At 58.3% G+C, this 15,957-nt stretch carries 11 protein-coding genes; 7 read left to right on the forward strand and 4 right to left on the reverse strand.

Annotation, left to right across the window (positions count from 1 at the left end):
• Positions 1–119 precede the first annotated feature (119 nt).
• From ICA16_RS04695 to ICA16_RS04705, 3 genes are read right to left on the reverse strand one after another with little or no spacing between them, the layout of a single operon-like run.
• Complete coding sequence (locus ICA16_RS04695; protein WP_150615676.1) at positions 120–1,451, reverse strand: ATP-binding protein; 1,332 nt, start codon at positions 1,449–1,451, stop codon at positions 120–122.
• Positions 1,448–2,158, reverse strand: coding sequence for a response regulator (locus ICA16_RS04700; RefSeq protein ID WP_150603447.1), 711 nt, complete (start codon positions 2,156–2,158; stop codon positions 1,448–1,450). Before ICA16_RS04700 ends, ICA16_RS04695 begins: the two co-directional genes overlap by 4 nt.
• Positions 2,155–2,325, reverse strand: a complete 171-nt coding sequence (locus tag ICA16_RS04705) for a hypothetical protein (RefSeq protein WP_210700064.1) — start codon at positions 2,323–2,325, stop codon at positions 2,155–2,157. Before ICA16_RS04705 ends, ICA16_RS04700 begins: the two co-directional genes overlap by 4 nt.
• On the opposite strand from ICA16_RS04705, the gene ICA16_RS04710 reads away from it, so the two are divergent.
• The 3 genes from ICA16_RS04710 (at position 2,324) to proP (ending at position 5,037) form a co-directional block, all read left to right on the forward strand.
• Positions 2,324–2,638 (forward strand): hypothetical protein, encoded by a 315-nt coding sequence (locus ICA16_RS04710; RefSeq protein WP_150615677.1) that lies wholly within the window; start codon positions 2,324–2,326, stop codon positions 2,636–2,638. The genes ICA16_RS04705 and ICA16_RS04710 overlap by 2 nt on opposite strands.
• Positions 2,638–3,297 (forward strand): DUF3313 domain-containing protein, encoded by a 660-nt coding sequence (locus tag ICA16_RS04715; protein WP_210700065.1) that lies wholly within the window; start codon positions 2,638–2,640, stop codon positions 3,295–3,297. Before ICA16_RS04710 ends, ICA16_RS04715 begins: the two co-directional genes overlap by 1 nt.
• A gap of 237 nt (positions 3,298–3,534) precedes the next feature.
• The gene (gene proP / locus ICA16_RS04720) at positions 3,535–5,037 is read left to right on the forward strand and encodes a glycine betaine/L-proline transporter ProP (RefSeq protein WP_150603444.1); all 1,503 of its coding nucleotides are present in this window, start codon (positions 3,535–3,537) and stop codon (positions 5,035–5,037) included.
• 72 nt (positions 5,038–5,109) lie between these two features.
• On the opposite strand, the gene ICA16_RS04725 is transcribed toward proP, so the two are convergent.
• Positions 5,110–6,225, reverse strand: a complete 1,116-nt coding sequence (locus tag ICA16_RS04725) for an AI-2E family transporter (protein ID WP_210700066.1) — start codon at positions 6,223–6,225, stop codon at positions 5,110–5,112.
• 251 nt (positions 6,226–6,476) lie between these two features.
• Between ICA16_RS04725 and ICA16_RS04730 the strand changes: the two genes are divergently transcribed.
• From ICA16_RS04730 to ICA16_RS04745, 4 genes are all read left to right on the forward strand, one after another.
• Positions 6,477–8,180 carry an amidase gene (locus ICA16_RS04730; RefSeq protein ID WP_210700067.1) on the forward strand — a complete coding sequence of 568 codons (1,704 nt, stop codon included), beginning with the start codon at positions 6,477–6,479 and terminating at the stop codon, positions 8,178–8,180.
• A gap of 197 nt (positions 8,181–8,377) precedes the next feature.
• On the forward strand, positions 8,378–9,673 hold the full coding sequence (locus tag ICA16_RS04735; protein ID WP_210700068.1) for an OprD family porin: 1,296 nt from the start codon (positions 8,378–8,380) through the stop codon (positions 9,671–9,673).
• Positions 9,674–9,770: 97 nt separating this feature from the next.
• Positions 9,771–12,620 (forward strand): ATP-binding protein, encoded by a 2,850-nt coding sequence (locus ICA16_RS04740; RefSeq protein ID WP_210554741.1) that lies wholly within the window; start codon positions 9,771–9,773, stop codon positions 12,618–12,620.
• A 67-nt stretch (positions 12,621–12,687) separates the two neighbouring features.
• Positions 12,688–15,909, forward strand: a complete 3,222-nt coding sequence (locus ICA16_RS04745) for a hybrid sensor histidine kinase/response regulator (RefSeq protein WP_210700069.1) — start codon at positions 12,688–12,690, stop codon at positions 15,907–15,909.
• The last annotated feature ends 48 nt before the right edge of the window (positions 15,910–15,957 follow it).

The following is a 15,957-nucleotide window of genomic DNA, read 5'->3' on the forward strand; positions in this document are numbered from 1 at the left end:
GTTTGGCGATTCAATAAAAGACTCGAGACGGCATGGCTTATTATCTGACGGAAGTTTCGTACTACCACTGAATGTCCAACGCTGATGACGGTGCCCCCTGACATCGGCTAAAGGCGCGGTCATTGAATCGGCAATTCAACCCGCGCCACCAACCCGCCGCCGCTGCGATTGCTCAACGTCAGTTCCCCGCCCTGCTCGCGCACGATGGCCCGCGCTGCGGAAAGCCCGAGTCCGACCCCGCCGGTCTCGCGGTTGCGTGAGGTTTCGAGGCGCAGAAACGGATCGAACACGCGTTCCAGCGACTCTTCGGCAATCCCCGGCCCGTCGTCGCTGACCTCGATGCAGATCGTGTAGCCATCGCCACCCAACGCGATGCGCGGGTGTTGCGCGTACTTCTCGGCATTATCCAGCAGGTTGACGATCACTCGTTTGATGCCAAGCGGCCGCCCCTCATACACCCAATGTGCGGGGCCGCTGTAATCGACGGCGATGTTCTGGTCACGGTAGTCATCGATGATGGTTTGCAGCAGTTCGGCAAGGTCAAACGCTGTAGTGGATTCGCGATGGGTGTCCTCGCGAAAAAACGCCAACGCGGCGTTGATCATCGACTGCATCTCTTCGATGTCACGAATCTGTTTGCCTTGGTGATCCAGGTCTTCCATGAACTCGCTACGCAAGCGCATGCGCGTCAGCGGTGCGCGCAAGTCGTGGGAGATGGACGCGAGCATGTGCGTGCGTTCGCCGATGAAATGCTGGATCTGCGCCTGCATGGTGTTGAAGGCGATGATCGCCTGGCGGATTTCGTCCGGGCCTTCGATTTTGATCGGCGGTGCGCGCAGGTCACCACCGAAACGCCGCGCAGCGCTGGCGAAACGTTGCAAGGGTTTGGCCAGTTGGCGCGTGGCGATCCAGGCAACCAGCAACGTGGCGATCAGGCCAAGGGCAATAACCACCGCGATCCGCGTGCTGGCCTCCAGCCCCCAAACCCGTTCGGGTGGGGTGAACGACAACCAACTGCCATCGACCAGTTGCACGAGTGCGGCGTAGTGCGCCTGCGGGCTGTGGCTCGGCCAGTCGTCGGGGTTGAAGGCTTCCATGGTGCGGCCATTACCCAATAGCAATTGCAGCACCGGCACCCTGCCCGCTTCGACCGGATTGCCGCCCGCCGGCAGCCCGAAGTCGGCGCGCTGCGCTTTCCACGCCACTTTCAGCCGCGGGCTGCTTGCCGCGTCCGCCAACTGCGGGCGCAACGGTACCGGCGCGGCCTCGATCACGCGCACGGTAGCGGCAATCTGTTCCAGCAAACCGGTACGCTCAATCGGTGGACGCGCCCAGATCCCGGCGACCTGCACGAACAATGCATTAAGGGCCAGCGACGTGAGCATCGCCGCGACGATAGTCAGGGCAATCCGCCGACTGAGGGTGTCGCGCCGCAGCATCCGGCGGATCACGAGCGGCTGACCTTGGCAGTGAACATATAACCGCCGTTGCGAACGGTGCGGATCAAATCCGGGCGTTTGCAGTCGGGCTCGATCTTGCGCCGCAGCCGGCTGACCTGGACATCAATGCTGCGATCAAACGCGTCGTGGCCCTGGCCGTGGGTCAGGTCGATCAATTGCTCTCGAGTGAGGATGCGTTGCGGATTTTCGAGAAACACCACGAGCAAATCGAACTCGCCACCGGACAGCGGGATCATCACGTTTTGCGGTGAGCGCAGTTCGCGACAGGTGATATCCAGATGCCAACCGGCGAAGGCGATCACTGGCCGGGATGGCTCACTCGGCTGGCTGACCGGTTCGCCCGCGCGGCGTTGCACGGCACGCAGACGAGCCAGCAGCTCACGCGGTGCAAACGGCTTGGTGACGTAGTCGTCCGCCCCCAGCTCAAGGCCGACAATGCGGTCGCTCAGTTCGCCCATGGCGGTGAGCATGATGATCGGAATGGCCATCTGTGCGTGCACTTTCTGGCACAGACTCAAGCCGCCCTCCCCGGGCAGCATCAGGTCGAGAATGATCGTGTCCGGTCGCTGCTGCGCGATCGCCGCCCACATCGCCTCGCCGTCCGCCGCCACATCGACTTCATAGGCGTGCTGGACGAAGAACTTCTTCAGCAGCGACAGAATTTCCACGTCGTCGTCGACGATCAGCAGTCTGCTCACGGGCACAGGATCCTCAATCCAGAAAAGAGCGCATCTAAAACCATTCTGGCGTCCGGGTCATTTATTTCAATCGAGCAACATTCCTTCGCCAGCGACATCAACCGGACATCGTCCGGCAAAAACCCTCGTGCATCCTGCACACCTTTCCAAATCAGGGGGTTGTTCATGAAGGCCTTGCACAGCAGGTATACCGCCGAGGGGCATAACGCCAAATATCCGTTGATCCTCAGCCAGCGCACCACGGCGCCGACGCACGATACGCCGATCCTGTTTCAGGAGTTTTGCCTGGGGTTGTCCAGTGATCAGAGCCGGATTGTCCTGCGCCGTTACTTTGAACAGTTCAGCCCGGCCAATGCCCAGTGGGTGGAGTACGCCCATTCGATCCCGGCCGCCGACCTCATCCACTGGATCATGACCCACGGCCAGTTGCACATCGAGTGCTCGGAAAATGCCCCGCAAACCAACAAGGATTCACATTAATGAGAAGCCATTGCCTGATGACGGTGCTTTGTACTGCGTCCCTGAGCCTGTCGGCCTGCACCAGTACAAGCGTCGAACACACGGGATTTCTGCATGATTACAGCGTTTTGACGGAACACACATCGCCGTCGGGTCACGATGTATTGGGGTGGGTCAGCCCTGCCCTGGCCAGGGGGCGTTACACCCAGGCCTATCTGGCGCCGAGTCAGTTTTTTCCCAGCGCCGAGCCCACCGCACGCATTCCCCTCAGCACCCTCGCGGGCGTCACCGACTATTACGACGCGGCCCTCAGGCACGAACTGGGCAAAGTCCTGCCACTGGTATCGACTCCCGGTCCCAATACGCTGATCGTCAGGCCTGCGATTACCCGGGTCGCCACTAGCACTCAAGGTTTGCGTTTTTACGAATGGTTGCCGGTCACACTGGTCGCGGCCGGCGTGAGCACCGCCACTGGCATTCGTGACCAAGACAGCGAAATCGCCACCGAAGTGTCGTTCGAGGATGGCTCGACCGGTGAAGTGGTTGCAGAAGTCATGCGCAAAGGCACCGGCGTGCCGCTGGACAACAATAAACAAGTGCTGACAGCTGACGACGTCAAAGTGGTGCTGGATGGCTGGGCCAATGATCTAGGCAAATCGTACGTGGCGATTCGTAAGTAAAACCGCAGAAGCAAAGTCAAAAGATCGCAACCTTCGGCAACTCCTACACTGAACACAGGACTCTGTAGGAGCTGTCGAGTGAAACGAGGCTGCGATCTTTTGATCTTGTGTTTAAAAATTAAAAAAAGCCGCGAGCGGTGAATTATTTCGTGTCCTCATGTATCAGACCCATTAAGCACGCGCCATCAAATAGATGGCATCGGCGTAACAAGATGGATCAGTAAAGAGAATACCCGGATGAAATCACGTAAAAGCAGCGTCAAACCGATTGGTCTGAAAGACATCACCATCGTCGACGACGTCAAGATGCGCAAAGCCATTACGGCCGCTGCACTCGGCAATGCCATGGAATGGTTCGACTTTGGCGTCTACGGCTTTGTCGCCTATGCACTCGGCAAAATCTTCTTCCCCGGCGCCGACCCTGGCGTACAGATGATCGCGGCGTTGGCGACGTTCTCCGTGCCTTTCCTGATCCGGCCGCTGGGCGGCCTGTTTTTCGGCGCGTTGGGCGACAAGTACGGACGACAGAAAGTCCTCGCCGCGACCATCGTCATCATGTCCCTGAGCACCTTCGCCATCGGCCTGATCCCCTCCTATGACTCCATAGGTATCTGGGCGCCGATCCTGCTGTTGCTGGCGAAAATGGCTCAAGGCTTCTCCGTCGGTGGCGAGTACACCGGTGCCTCGATCTTCGTCGCCGAATACGCGCCGGACCGCAAACGCGGCTTCCTCGGCAGTTGGCTGGACTTCGGTTCGATTGCCGGTTTCGTCCTTGGCGCCGGTGTGGTGGTGATGATCTCGGCGATTATCGGTGAAGAGAAGTTTCTCGAATGGGGCTGGCGTCTGCCGTTCTTCCTCGCCCTGCCATTGGGCATGATCGGTCTCTATCTGCGTCACGCGCTCGAAGAGACACCAGCGTTCCAGCAGCACGTGGAGAAGCTCGAACAAGGCGACCGCGAAGGTCTGGCCCGTGGCCCGAAGGTGTCGTTCAAGGAAATCGCCACCAAGCACTGGCGCAGCCTGATGACCTGCGTGGGAGTGGTAGCGGTGACCAACGTCACCTACTACATGCTGCTCACTTACATGCCGAGTTACCTTTCGCATAACCTGCACTACAGCGAAAATCGTGGCGTGTTGATCATCATCGCGATCATGGTCGGCATGCTGTTCGTGCAGCCGCTGATTGGTTTTGTCAGCGACAAGATCGGCCGCAAGCCTTTCATCGTCATCGGCAGCATTGGCCTGTTCATTCTCGCCATTCCGGCGTTCATGCTGATCAACAGCGGCAAGATCGGCCTGATCTTCGCCGGGCTGCTGATGCTGGCGGTGTTGCTGAACTTCTTCATCGGCGTGATGGCCTCGACCCTGCCGGCCATGTTCCCCACGCATATTCGCTACAGCGCACTGGCGGCGTCTTTCAATATTTCGGTGTTGATCGCCGGCCTGACGCCGACCGTCGTGGCCTGGCTGGTGGAAAGCACCAACGACCTTTACATGCCGGCTTACTACCTGATGGTAGTTGCCGTGGTCGGTCTGGTCACCGGCCTGACCATGAAGGAGACGGCGAACAAACCGTTGCGTGGCGCCGCCCCGGCAGCCTCTGACCTCGCAGAGGCGAAGGAGCTGCTGCAAGAGCATCACGACAATATCGAGCAGAAGATCGAAGACATCGATGCTGAAATTGCCGAACTGGAAGCCAAGCGCAAGAACCTGGTGCAACAGCATCCACGGATCAACTAAGGCAACATGACCTCTGCGTAGCCCGGTGTAGAAACCTGCCCGGGCTGCCGCAGCCTCTCAGCACCGCGCGAATCAGGGCAGAGTTTGCTCTGGGGGCGGTTCCAGAACCTGGGTAACGTCGGCGGGTTGATACACCCAACCGATAAACAACTCATAACCGACCGCCAGAATCACCGGCCCGGTAAACAGCCCGATAATCCCGCTGGTCACCATGCCGCCGAGGGCGCCGATCAACACGACGGGCATCGGCACGGCCACGCCGCGTCCCAGCAGCATCGGTTTGAGCACATTGTCGGAAAGCCCGGCAACCACCATCCACACGCCAAAGATCACCGTCGCGGCGCTGACCCCTTGCTGGGCAAAAACAAAAATCACCACAGGCAGCGTGATCAACAGCACCGGCAATTGGGTGATGCCCAGCAACAGCACCAATAGCGCCAATATGCCGGCCGCCGGTACGCCCATGATCACCAGGGCGACGCCGATCAGCAGCATTTGGATAAAAGCGATGCCCACCACGCCCTGAGCTACAGCGCGAATGGTCGCCGTGCACAATTGGGCAATCTGCGGCCCACGCGCGGGCCCGGAAATCCGCGTGGTGACGGCGACGGCGGTGCGATGGCCGCTTTCACCGTAAGTCATGATCAACCCGGCAACGATCAACGCTACGACGAACACCACAATGCCCGCTCCCACCCCGGCCGCCTGGTGCAGCATCACTCTGCCCCATTCCTTGAGGTGCGGCGCCAGTTCCTGGAAGGCCCAGCTCAGATCCTGCGAGGCGTGCTGCCAGATACCGAAAATCGGTGGCCCGATCAGCGGCCAGGTCTCGACATTGGCCGGCGGCGGCGGGATTTCGAAATGGCCGCTTTCAAGCACCTGCATCCCGCCCTTCACCGACTCGGCCACCGATGCGCCCAGCAGACTCAACGGCACCATCAGGATCAGCAGCCCCAGCACCACCACAATGACCGCGGCCCAGCCGTAACGTTGACCGAGTCTGGCGCCGAGCATTCTGTTCAGCGGGTACAGGGTGACGGCCAGGATCAGGGCCCAGAGCATCACATTGAGAAACGGATGGAAAATGTCGTAACAGAACAGCACCAACGTGACGATCAACCCCGCACGGATCAGCACGTCAAGCAAAGTTCTGGAACTGTTGAATGCGATCAGCGGTTTCTCTTCCACAGTGGTTCCCCTGTCAAGCGCATCGGTCGGACTGCGCTGAGCCTAGATCACCTCCTTGCATTCTTCCTGTTTGATTGATGGGCCCGCCAAGGAGGCATCGATGGACAAAAACCATCCCGCCGATTACTCCGCGCCCGGCATGGTGTTAAATAGGCGCCAGTCTTAACCTTGTCGCTAAAGCCGTGCACGAGAACTGATATGAATAGCTCTGCAAAAAACCATGACGCTCAACTGCAATCGGCGGTGAACGCATGATCGAAGTCACTGAAGTTTCCATCGCCCAACTGCGCGCTGCGCTTGAGTCCGGTCAGACCACATCGCTTGAGCTGGTGCAGGCCTATCTCGCTCGCATCGATGCCTACGACGGCGCCGACACGGCGACAGCGCTCAACGCGGTTGTCGTGCGCAACCCCGAAGCGCTGAACGAAGCCCGGGCCGCCGACGCCCGCCGCGCCAAAGGCAAAACCCTGAGCCCGCTCGACGGCATTCCTTACACCGCCAAGGACAGTTATCTGGTCAAGGGCCTGACCGCCGCGTCCGGCAGCCCGGCCTTCGTTGATCTGGTCGCCCATCGCGACGCGTTCACCATCGAGCGCCTGCGCGGTGCCGGGGCGATTTGCCTGGGCAAGACCAACATGCCACCGATGGCCAATGGCGGCATGCAGCGCGGGGTTTATGGCCGCGCCGAGAGCCCGTATAACCCTGACTTCCTCACCGCACCGTTCGCCTCCGGTTCGTCCAATGGCGCCGGTACCGCCACGGCTGCGAGTTTTGCTGCATTCGGCCTGGCCGAAGAAACCTGGTCGAGCGGACGCGGCCCTGCGTCGAACAATGGTCTGTGTGCCTACACCCCGTCGCGCGGTGTGATTTCGGTGCGCGGCAACTGGCCACTGACCCCGACCATGGATGTCGTGGTGCCGTACGCACGCACCATGGCTGACTTGCTCGAAGTCCTCGACATCGTCGTTGCAGAAGACCCGGATACACGCGGCGATCTGTGGCGCCTGCAACCTTGGGTGCCGATCCCGAGTGTCAGCACCGTACGCCCTGCCGCTTACGCTGAACTGGCTGCCGACCGCACGGCGCTGGCCGGCAAGCGTTTCGCCGTGCCGCGCATGTTCATCAACGCCGACCCTGACGCTGGCACCAGCGAAGCGCCGGGCATCGGTGGCCCGACCGGCCAGCGCATCAACACGCGCGCATCGGTGATTGATCTGTGGAAACAGGCGCGTCAGGCACTGGAAGCTGCCGGTGCCGAAGTGATCGAAACCGACTTCCCGCTGGTCTCCAACTGCGAAGGCGACCGTCCCGGCGCACCGACCGTGTTCACCCGTGGGCTGGTGTCCAAAGAGTTCCTCCACCATGAACTGTGGGACCTGACTGCCTGGGCGTTCGACGACTTCCTGCAAGCCAACGGCGACCCGAAGCTCAATCGTCTGGTGGACGTCGACGGCGCGAAAATCTTCCCGCACGAGCCGGGCACTCTGCCCAACCGTGAGGGCGATCTCGTTGCCGGTATGGACGAGTACGTACGCATGGCCGAGCGTGGCATCACGCCTTGGAATGAAATCTCGACTGTTCCCGATGGCTTGCGCGGTCTGGAACAAACCCGGCGCATCGACCTTGAGGACTGGATGGATAACCTGGGCCTCGACGCCGTGCTGTTCCCGACCGTCGCCGATGTCGCCCCGGCGGATGCGGATGTGAACCCTGAGTCCGCCGACATCGCCTGGAGCAACGGCATCTGGGTCGCCAACGGCAACCTCGCGATCCGCCACCTGGGCGTGCCCACCGTCACCGTGCCCATGGGCATCATGGCCGACATCGGCATGCCGGTCGGCCTGACCTTCGCCGGCCGCGCCTACGACGACTCCAGCCTGCTGCGCCTGGCCGCGGCGTTTGAATCGACGGGCAGCAAACGAATGATCCCGCCACGCACCCCGCCGTTGTCATAACGCTAACGACGATACCCCTGTAGGAGCTGCGGCACGCTGCGATCTTTTGATCTTTCTTTTTTTGCAATCAAAATCAAAAGATCGCAGCGTGCCGCAGCTCCTACAAGGTTTTGTGTTCCGCACAGCACATCGCCTCAATCCCTTCGCTCAAAGTCCCTTGATCATCAGCGTCAACCCTTGAATGTTGGCCACCGACCATGATTGATCGCGCACTTACGCGTATGACGCTACTTATGCTGTTATGCGGCCTGACACAAACAGCGGCAGCGGACGGTTTTTTCGACGATTCCAAATCTGAAGTGCTCAGCCGCAACTTCTACCTGAGCAACGACTACCGCTCGCCCTCACCTACCGGGAAAAACTATAAACAGGAATGGGCTCAAGGGTTTATCGGCACTTTCTCATCTGGTTTCACACCCGGTACCATTGGACTCGGCGTCGATGCACACGCATTTTTCGGACTGAAACTCGATGGCGGCAAGGGCCATTCCGGCACGGGGTTGTTGCCGGTCGACAGCGATGGCCGCAGCGAAAACGACTACTCCAGCGCCGGCGGCGCCCTCAAGTTGAAGGCTTCGCGCACCACCCTGGCGTTCGGCGAAATGACCGTCGAAACCCCTGTATTCGACACCTCCGACAAACGCCTGCAACCGGAATACGCCACAGGTTTTCTGCTCAGCAGCCGGGAGATCGACAACGTCAATCTACAGGCCGGGCATTTCACGGCATTCAAGAATCAGGATGGTTCTAGCGGAAAAGATGATTTTTACGGGTACGGTGCCAGCACAGAATCCGGCGCCATCAGCTTTGTCGGTGCCGATCTGTTTGCTGATAGTCCGCTGGGCGGCGCGCTGTATGCGTCCGACCTGACCGACACCTGGCAGCAGTTCTACGGCAATCTGCACTTCAAGCGCCCCAGTCTGTTGCTCGACGCCAACCTCTATCACACCCGCGACACCGGGCGGGCACTGGCCGGGGCAATCGACAATACCGCCTTCAGCCTTTCGGGCAAATACACCCTCGGCCCGCATGCAGTAATGCTCGGCTGGCAGCGGATCAATGGCAACACACCGTTCGATTTCGTCGGCGGCGACTCGATCTACCTCGCCAACTCAATCAAGTACGCCGACTTCAACGGTGCCGGTGAACGTTCGTGGCAAGCACGCTACGACCTCGACCTCGGCGCCTTTGGCATTCCCGGCCTCAAGTTCATGACCCGCTACGTCTCCGGCAGCCACATCAACGGCACCCATGCGCCCAAGGGTGGCGCCTACAATCCGTTTGATGCCGATAGCGGCGAATACCAGCCGCAGCAAGGCGATGGTGGCAAACACTGGGAGCGCGACATTGATCTGAAATACATCGTGCAGTCGGGTGCGGCGAAGGATTTGTCGGTGCAGGTATCGCATGTTTCACACCGGGCCAATGAAGCTCAAGCGGGGGATGATATTGATCGGATCTATGTGGTGGTTCAGTACCCGATGGGCTTCTGAAACGGGTGACCGACAATGTGGGTGAAGAGGCTCACAAAAACGCCACTTTAAGAATCGTCTTATGCCCCGCGGATGACACAGTCCTTACAGTGGGGTAATGAGACTCAAAAGTTACCTGCATCAGATCAACCCGTTCTTATCCAGTCCCGAAGCAGCCCGCCGACTGCTTCGTCTGTTTGCGCTGGTCCTGATGGCCGGGATCCTCAGCGCTTCGTACAACTTCTTGCGCTCCACCCTCGCCAACGATATTTCCCAGCGCCGCAGCTATATGAGCAGCGCGGTAGCAGAGGCGCAGACATTTTTTACCAGCCGCGAGTCCTTGCTTGAGAGCTTGGGGCTTTCAGCCGTATGCAAGCCGATGATGGCCACCCCACTCTCCTACTCGCCGTCGATTGAGGACCATTCTGTTCAATTGGGCATTTCCGGCGGAGCTCAGTGGACCCTCTGGCTGACACGCAGAATGCTCGATTACATGCAGCGTAATCAGCTGAATCTGATTTATGTTTCCGCCGAAGCGAATCCTCAGGTGAATCGCCTGTATACCGCCAGTGCGAATCTTCCGCGGCTTCCCCGGTCGATCCTGGATCAACTGTCCGCATTGAATGACCAATTGCCGGAACGGGATCAGGAGTTGTGGTTGACTGACCAAGCGGCAAGCGCTTCGCAGTTGTACATCTTCATCCGTCTGGATGATGGCGTGAAAGACTCAGGCTGGCTCGGTCTGGAAATGGAGGGTGCAGAAATCTCCGCAGCCCTGAACGATCAAAGCGCCGGCACGTTCATGATGCTCAACTCCCAAGGTTCTCTGCTGTTTGCCAACACCCCTGCGCACCGACTCGGCGAGACGTTGAGCCGATCGCATGAGAACAACTACTTCGGTTTTGTGGGCAGCGGCTGGCTTCCCGATCATCTGGTGATCCGCAAGCAGTTGAAATCCACGGACTGGCAATTGGTGTACTCGTTCGACTTGCTGGATCTGCTGAAGGCTTTATTGCCGCAACTGATCGCGACATTGGCGTTCTGCCTGGCAAGCATGGTTTTGATCTGGCTATTGATTCGTCGGGTCGAGCACAGGTTTATTACACCGGCACTCAACCGTTTGCAGGCACTGATCGAGAGTGAAGCATTCAGCCGTGACGTGATTCAAACCGCGCCCGTCGCACTTTGCGTATTGCGGCGCACTGACGGCCAGGTGATGCTCGAAAACACCTTGTCCGAGCGTTGGCTGGGCAGTGGTGTTGAGCGCGAAATGCTCTGCAAAAGCTGGATCGAGCAAGCGTTTGATGCGACGCAACCCATTCGCAGTGACTATTTTTCCACAGCCGACGGACGCCACCTTTATTTGAGCAGCGCACCGACTCGCTACAAAAGTGAAGACGTGTTGTTCTGCGCATTCAGCGATATCAGTGCGCGCAAGCAAGTCGAGGCGGCGCTTGAAGAGGCGCGGCGATTGGCTGACGCGGCGAATGAAGCCAAAACCTTGTTTCTGGCAACCATGAGCCACGAAATCCGTACCCCACTGTATGGCGTGTTGGGAACACTGGAACTCTTGGGCCGGACTCGGCTGGACACCCAACAGAAAGGGTATTTGCGTGCCATCGAAGGTTCATCCGCGACCTTGTTGCAATTGATCTGCGATGTCCTGGACGTATCGAAGATCGAGGCAGGTCAACTGGCCCTCGAACTGCACGAGTTTGCCCCGACGGAATTGGTATACGAGGCCATTCAGGCTTACGCGGCGGCGGCGCAGCGAAAAGGCGTCCGGTTGTATGCGTGCATGGATCCACAAATGCCCGAGCGATTGATTGGCGACGTCACACGTATCCGGCAGATTTTGAATAATCTGCTGAGCAACGCAGTCAAGTTCACTGATTCAGGGCGGGTGGTTTTGCGGGTCAGGCTACTCGACTGTGCTGACGAACAAGCACAGGTGGCGTGGCAAGTGACAGACACCGGCCGAGGTATTTCCCGGGATGACCAGGCCCATATTTTCGAGCCGTTCTATCAGACTGAAGGCAATACCAATGTCGTCGCCGGAACCGGTTTGGGCCTGCCGATCTGCAAACGCCTGACGCAGCTGATGAAAGGCACACTGCGTATGGTAAGTGAAAAGGGACTGGGCAGCAGTTTTACGCTGACGTTGCCACTCGACATCGTCACCCGATCGTTGCCGGCAACGAATAGTTTGCTTCCGAACACAATCTATGTGGCGTCTGCGGTGCGAGAGTTGAACGAGTCCATCGCGGGCTGGTTGCGTCGGTGGGGGGCACGGGCTCAGGTGGCGCCCCTTGGAAACACCACAGCGGCAAGTGGCAGCCTGTTGATCGAGCTGCATGCGGGTGATGTTGAAAAACGCCTGGTGCCGAATTGGTGCGGTCCACTTATAATCGCCACCGCCAACCTGCGCAATACGCCTGCATCGCAGCCCGAATGCCGGTACGTCAATGTCAGCCACCTGTATGCCATTCACCAGGCTGTCAGCCAGGCACAAGGCCTGTGGGTCGACCAGACCACACAAAGCTTGACGACCAGCGCTTTGAAAAAACTCAATCTGCATCTCTTGGTTGCTGAAGACAATGACATCAACCAGCTGATTCTTCGTGATCAACTCGAAGAATTAGGTTGCTCGGTGGAGTTGGCCTGCAACGGTGAAGAAGCTTTGGCACTCTGGAAAGCCGGCACCTTCGATGTTGTGCTCAGTGATGTAAATATGCCGAAACTCAACGGCTACGAGTTGGCAAAAGAATTACGACGTCTAGGCTATGTACAACCCATCATCGGCGCGACGGCCAATGCCATGCGCGGCGAAGAAGCGTTGTGCCTTGAAGCAGGAATGGACCACTGCTTGGTCAAGCCGTTTGCATTGCGAGCGCTGTTCAATTGCTTGCTGCCCTATGGTCGGACAGCCCCGCAAAACGCTACGGTGCAGCCGGTCTCAAGCCAATGAAAAAAGGAGCTTAGAGACAAGATGCCCTTCAACGAGGCACCTGCATGCCCTTTGGAAATGACCGAACATGAAACACAATCCCTCCTTGCTTGAAAACCTTTCCCGAAGCTCCATGCGCCTGAACAAAGTGCTGCTGGTGTTGTTGGGCATTGCCATCCTGTTGGTGGGATTCAGCTATTGGGCTTTCCAGCGTTTGCTCAGGGAGCAAAACGACACCGTGCGATTTCACTTTGCTCGCTTGATGGAGAATGTGCAGCGGCATGAAGCGTTTCTGCGTGAAGTAGCGCAGCAAAGTGTAAGAGGGGAAATGTTCTACAAGGGTTTGAATGCGCGTTATAGCGCCAGACAGCTGCCAACCGAAGGCCCGAATATTTACGAAGGTTATGAGTTCCCCTATTCCGTTCCTTTCGGCCTGAGTTTCAACCATCAAAAACTCAAGGAAAGTGAACTGCCTAAAGTGTTCACCCTCGGCGTCCACCTTTCGAGTCTTTACAGCGCCTTTTGGTCGACGTCGCACTATCAATCGCCGCAAATCTTCTTGTACAACGACAATGACAACTTCGACATCACCGTTCCATCCAACGGCGTTCTGCACGCCGGCACAAAAGAAAGTGAGGAACCGCTTAATACGATCGTCGCGCGCGTGGCCCGACACCTCAAAGTGAAGAACAACGGACTCGCCGATGGTCGGGTGCACTGGGAAGCCTACAACGTGCCCGACGATTACCCGCGCTCAACCGAAATGCTCGCCTATATCAATATTCAGCTTGATCCCAACGAACGGAAAATCAATGGGACCAGTGAGTCGAGCGTGGTGGCGTCGCTATTGAACATGAACCAGGTCAATGATGTTGAACGCATCATGGAATGGTCGATTTACGACAGTTTCACGTTGATAACCCCCGACGGTCGTGCGGTCATCGGTTCCATCAATTCCGATCGAACACTGCATGAAGGTCTGAACATCAATCGCAATGGCATGGTGTTCAAGGTCGTGGCTAAAACGGAGCAACCCTGGACAGCCATTTATACCATCAGCTTCAAGAGTTACTTCGGGCAACTGATGTGGCCGTTGGTTGGCCTGCTGATGTTGTTACTGGGCGGGGCGGGTATCAGTTGGATGATCAGTCGCTGGTACAGGATTCGCGTCGTTCAGCCAGCCGAAAAAGCGCATCAAAGCATCGCCGAAAGCGAAGCGTTCAGCCGTGCGGTGATCGATACCGCCCCCACCGGATTGTGTGTGGTGCGGCGCACCGATTTCAAAGTGCTGCTGGAAAACCAGCGTGCCCAGCAGTGGCAAGGCACCGCAAAACTGGTAGCGGTGCTGGACCGCCATCACGATCTGGCCGATGTCGGTGAAACGCGCCTGGACATCGAAGGCCGGCACTTACATGTCGGCTTTATTTCGACCCGTTATCAAGGGCAGGACGTACTACTTTGCGCGTTCAATGACATCACGCGCCACGTCCAGGATGCCTTGGCCCTGGAAAAGGCTCGGCGAACGGCCGATTTGGCGAACCAGGCCAAGACCCGGTTCCTGGCGACAATGAGCCACGAAATCCGCACCCCGCTCTACGGCGTTCTGGGCACGCTTGAGTTACTTGGCATGACCAGCCTGAGCGCACGTCAAGAGGACTATCTACAGACCATTCAACGCTCATCGACCACATTGTTTCAGTTGATCAGCGATGTGCTGGACGTTTCCAAGATCGAATCCGGACAAATGCTGATCGAGTCCATCGGTTTTTGCCCCCTGCAACTGATCGAGGACACGCTGCATACGTATGCCGCATTCGCCCAGCGCAAGGGGCTGCTGCTCTGTGCGTGCACCGACCCCGCCCTGCCCAATCGGTTGCAGGGTGACCCGGTGCGCATCCGTCAGATCCTCAACAATCTGGTGAGCAACGCGATCAAATTCACCGACTCAGGCCGGGTTGTCCTGCGTACTCGGGTGCTGGCCAGCGACCTGGATCAAGTTTCGGTGCAATGGCAAGTAAGCGACTCCGGAATAGGTATCGCTCAGGCACAACAAACTCAGTTGTTCACGCCGTTCTTTCAAGTACGCGACGCCTCCAGCGAGGCCGGGGCCGGTTTGGGGCTGGCGATCTGTCAAAGGCTTTGCGCAATGATGAATGGCGAGTTGACCGTCATCAGTGAGCCGGGGCTTGGTAGCAGTTTTTCGCTGGACCTGAGGCTCAAGGGACTGCCCGGCGAATTGACCGATTGTATGGACATCACGCCAAGCCCGGCGACTGTCCTCGTTCGCGCCCCAGTGCCGGAACTGGCAGAGAATGTCTGCGCTTGGCTCAATCGTTTCGGACTGATGGCCCGCCCACTCAGCGATAACCTGACTGTTGAGCCTGGCGCGGTCCTGGTTGACATTCTTCCATCCGACAACGTCGCGGCCTGGCAGGGCTCGCGGATTGTCTGCCGGATAAATGGACTCAATCAGCCTGAAACGATTGCAGATACGCCAGATGTCGATTTGTACGACATCCGAGCGATCGCCCGGGCGGTCAGTCTGGTGCAAAAAGGCAAGGTGGTAGACGCGACCGAACTGGCACGCCCTGCCCAAACACCGCTTGAGTTGCGGATTCTGGTCGCCGAGGACAATCCGATCAACCAGGCGATCATCAAAGAACAACTGGAAGCACTGGGCTGTAGCGTCTGCGTTGCGGCCAATGGCGAGCAAGCGTTGGAGCAGTGGCGCGAGCAGGCTTTCGATCTGGTGTTGACTGACGTCAACATGCCCGTGATGAACGGTTATGAACTGGCCAAGGCACTGCGGGAACTGGACTTGCGCACTCCCATTATTGGCGTCACGGCTAATGCAATGCGTGAAGAAGGCACCCGCTGCCTTGAGGTCGGGATGAATGCCTGGATAGTAAAACCATTGAGCCTCAAAACATTACGCGAACAATTGCTTGGATTTTGCTCGTTACCGGTTGAAGCCGTGTCAGTCAGTGAAGTCTCGACTTCTGTTCACCCCGAATCTTTTGATGACAACGTGGTGCTTTCGCCGCGAATGCGCAACATCTTTTCCGTGACAATGCGCGAGGACCTGGCACGACTCAACTCAGCCCTGGACAGCCTTGACATGCTGGCTGTGGCACAAAGGCTTCACAGCATTGCAGGTGCCATGGGCGCCGTACAGGCAGGCGAGTTGGCTCATGCTTGCACTGAGTTGGAGTGCCGACTGTCATCAGGCGCAGTCACCGCGACATTGCTGGCTGATGTCCGGCAAATGGTGCGGCGCATCCAGAACCTGCTCGACAAGGTTTCCCCTTGAACGACTTACATGCAGTTCACTCATCGATACACGCGTCCACGGGTTGGT

Origin of the sequence: Pseudomonas anatoliensis (assembly GCF_017976235.1) — a bacterium.
GTDB lineage: Bacteria > Pseudomonadota > Gammaproteobacteria > Pseudomonadales > Pseudomonadaceae > Aquipseudomonas > Aquipseudomonas anatoliensis.

Bases quoted from the DNA above. Each gene is read 5' to 3' on its own strand.
- ICA16_RS04730 (WP_210700067.1), top strand. From the start codon at position 6,477: ATGATCGAAGTCACTGAAGTTTCCATCGCCCAACTGCGCGCTGCGCTT.
- ICA16_RS04715 (WP_210700065.1), top strand. From the start codon at position 2,638: ATGAGAAGCCATTGCCTGATGACGGTGCTTTGTACTGCGTCCCTGAGC.
- proP (WP_150603444.1), top strand. From the start codon at position 3,535: ATGAAATCACGTAAAAGCAGCGTCAAACCGATTGGTCTGAAAGACATC.
- ICA16_RS04705 (WP_210700064.1), bottom strand. From the start codon at position 2,325: ATGAACAACCCCCTGATTTGGAAAGGTGTGCAGGATGCACGAGGGTTT.
- ICA16_RS04710 (WP_150615677.1), top strand. From the start codon at position 2,324: ATGAAGGCCTTGCACAGCAGGTATACCGCCGAGGGGCATAACGCCAAA.
- ICA16_RS04740 (WP_210554741.1), top strand. From the start codon at position 9,771: ATGAGACTCAAAAGTTACCTGCATCAGATCAACCCGTTCTTATCCAGT.
- ICA16_RS04735 (WP_210700068.1), top strand. From the start codon at position 8,378: ATGATTGATCGCGCACTTACGCGTATGACGCTACTTATGCTGTTATGC.
- ICA16_RS04745 (WP_210700069.1), top strand. From the start codon at position 12,688: ATGAAACACAATCCCTCCTTGCTTGAAAACCTTTCCCGAAGCTCCATG.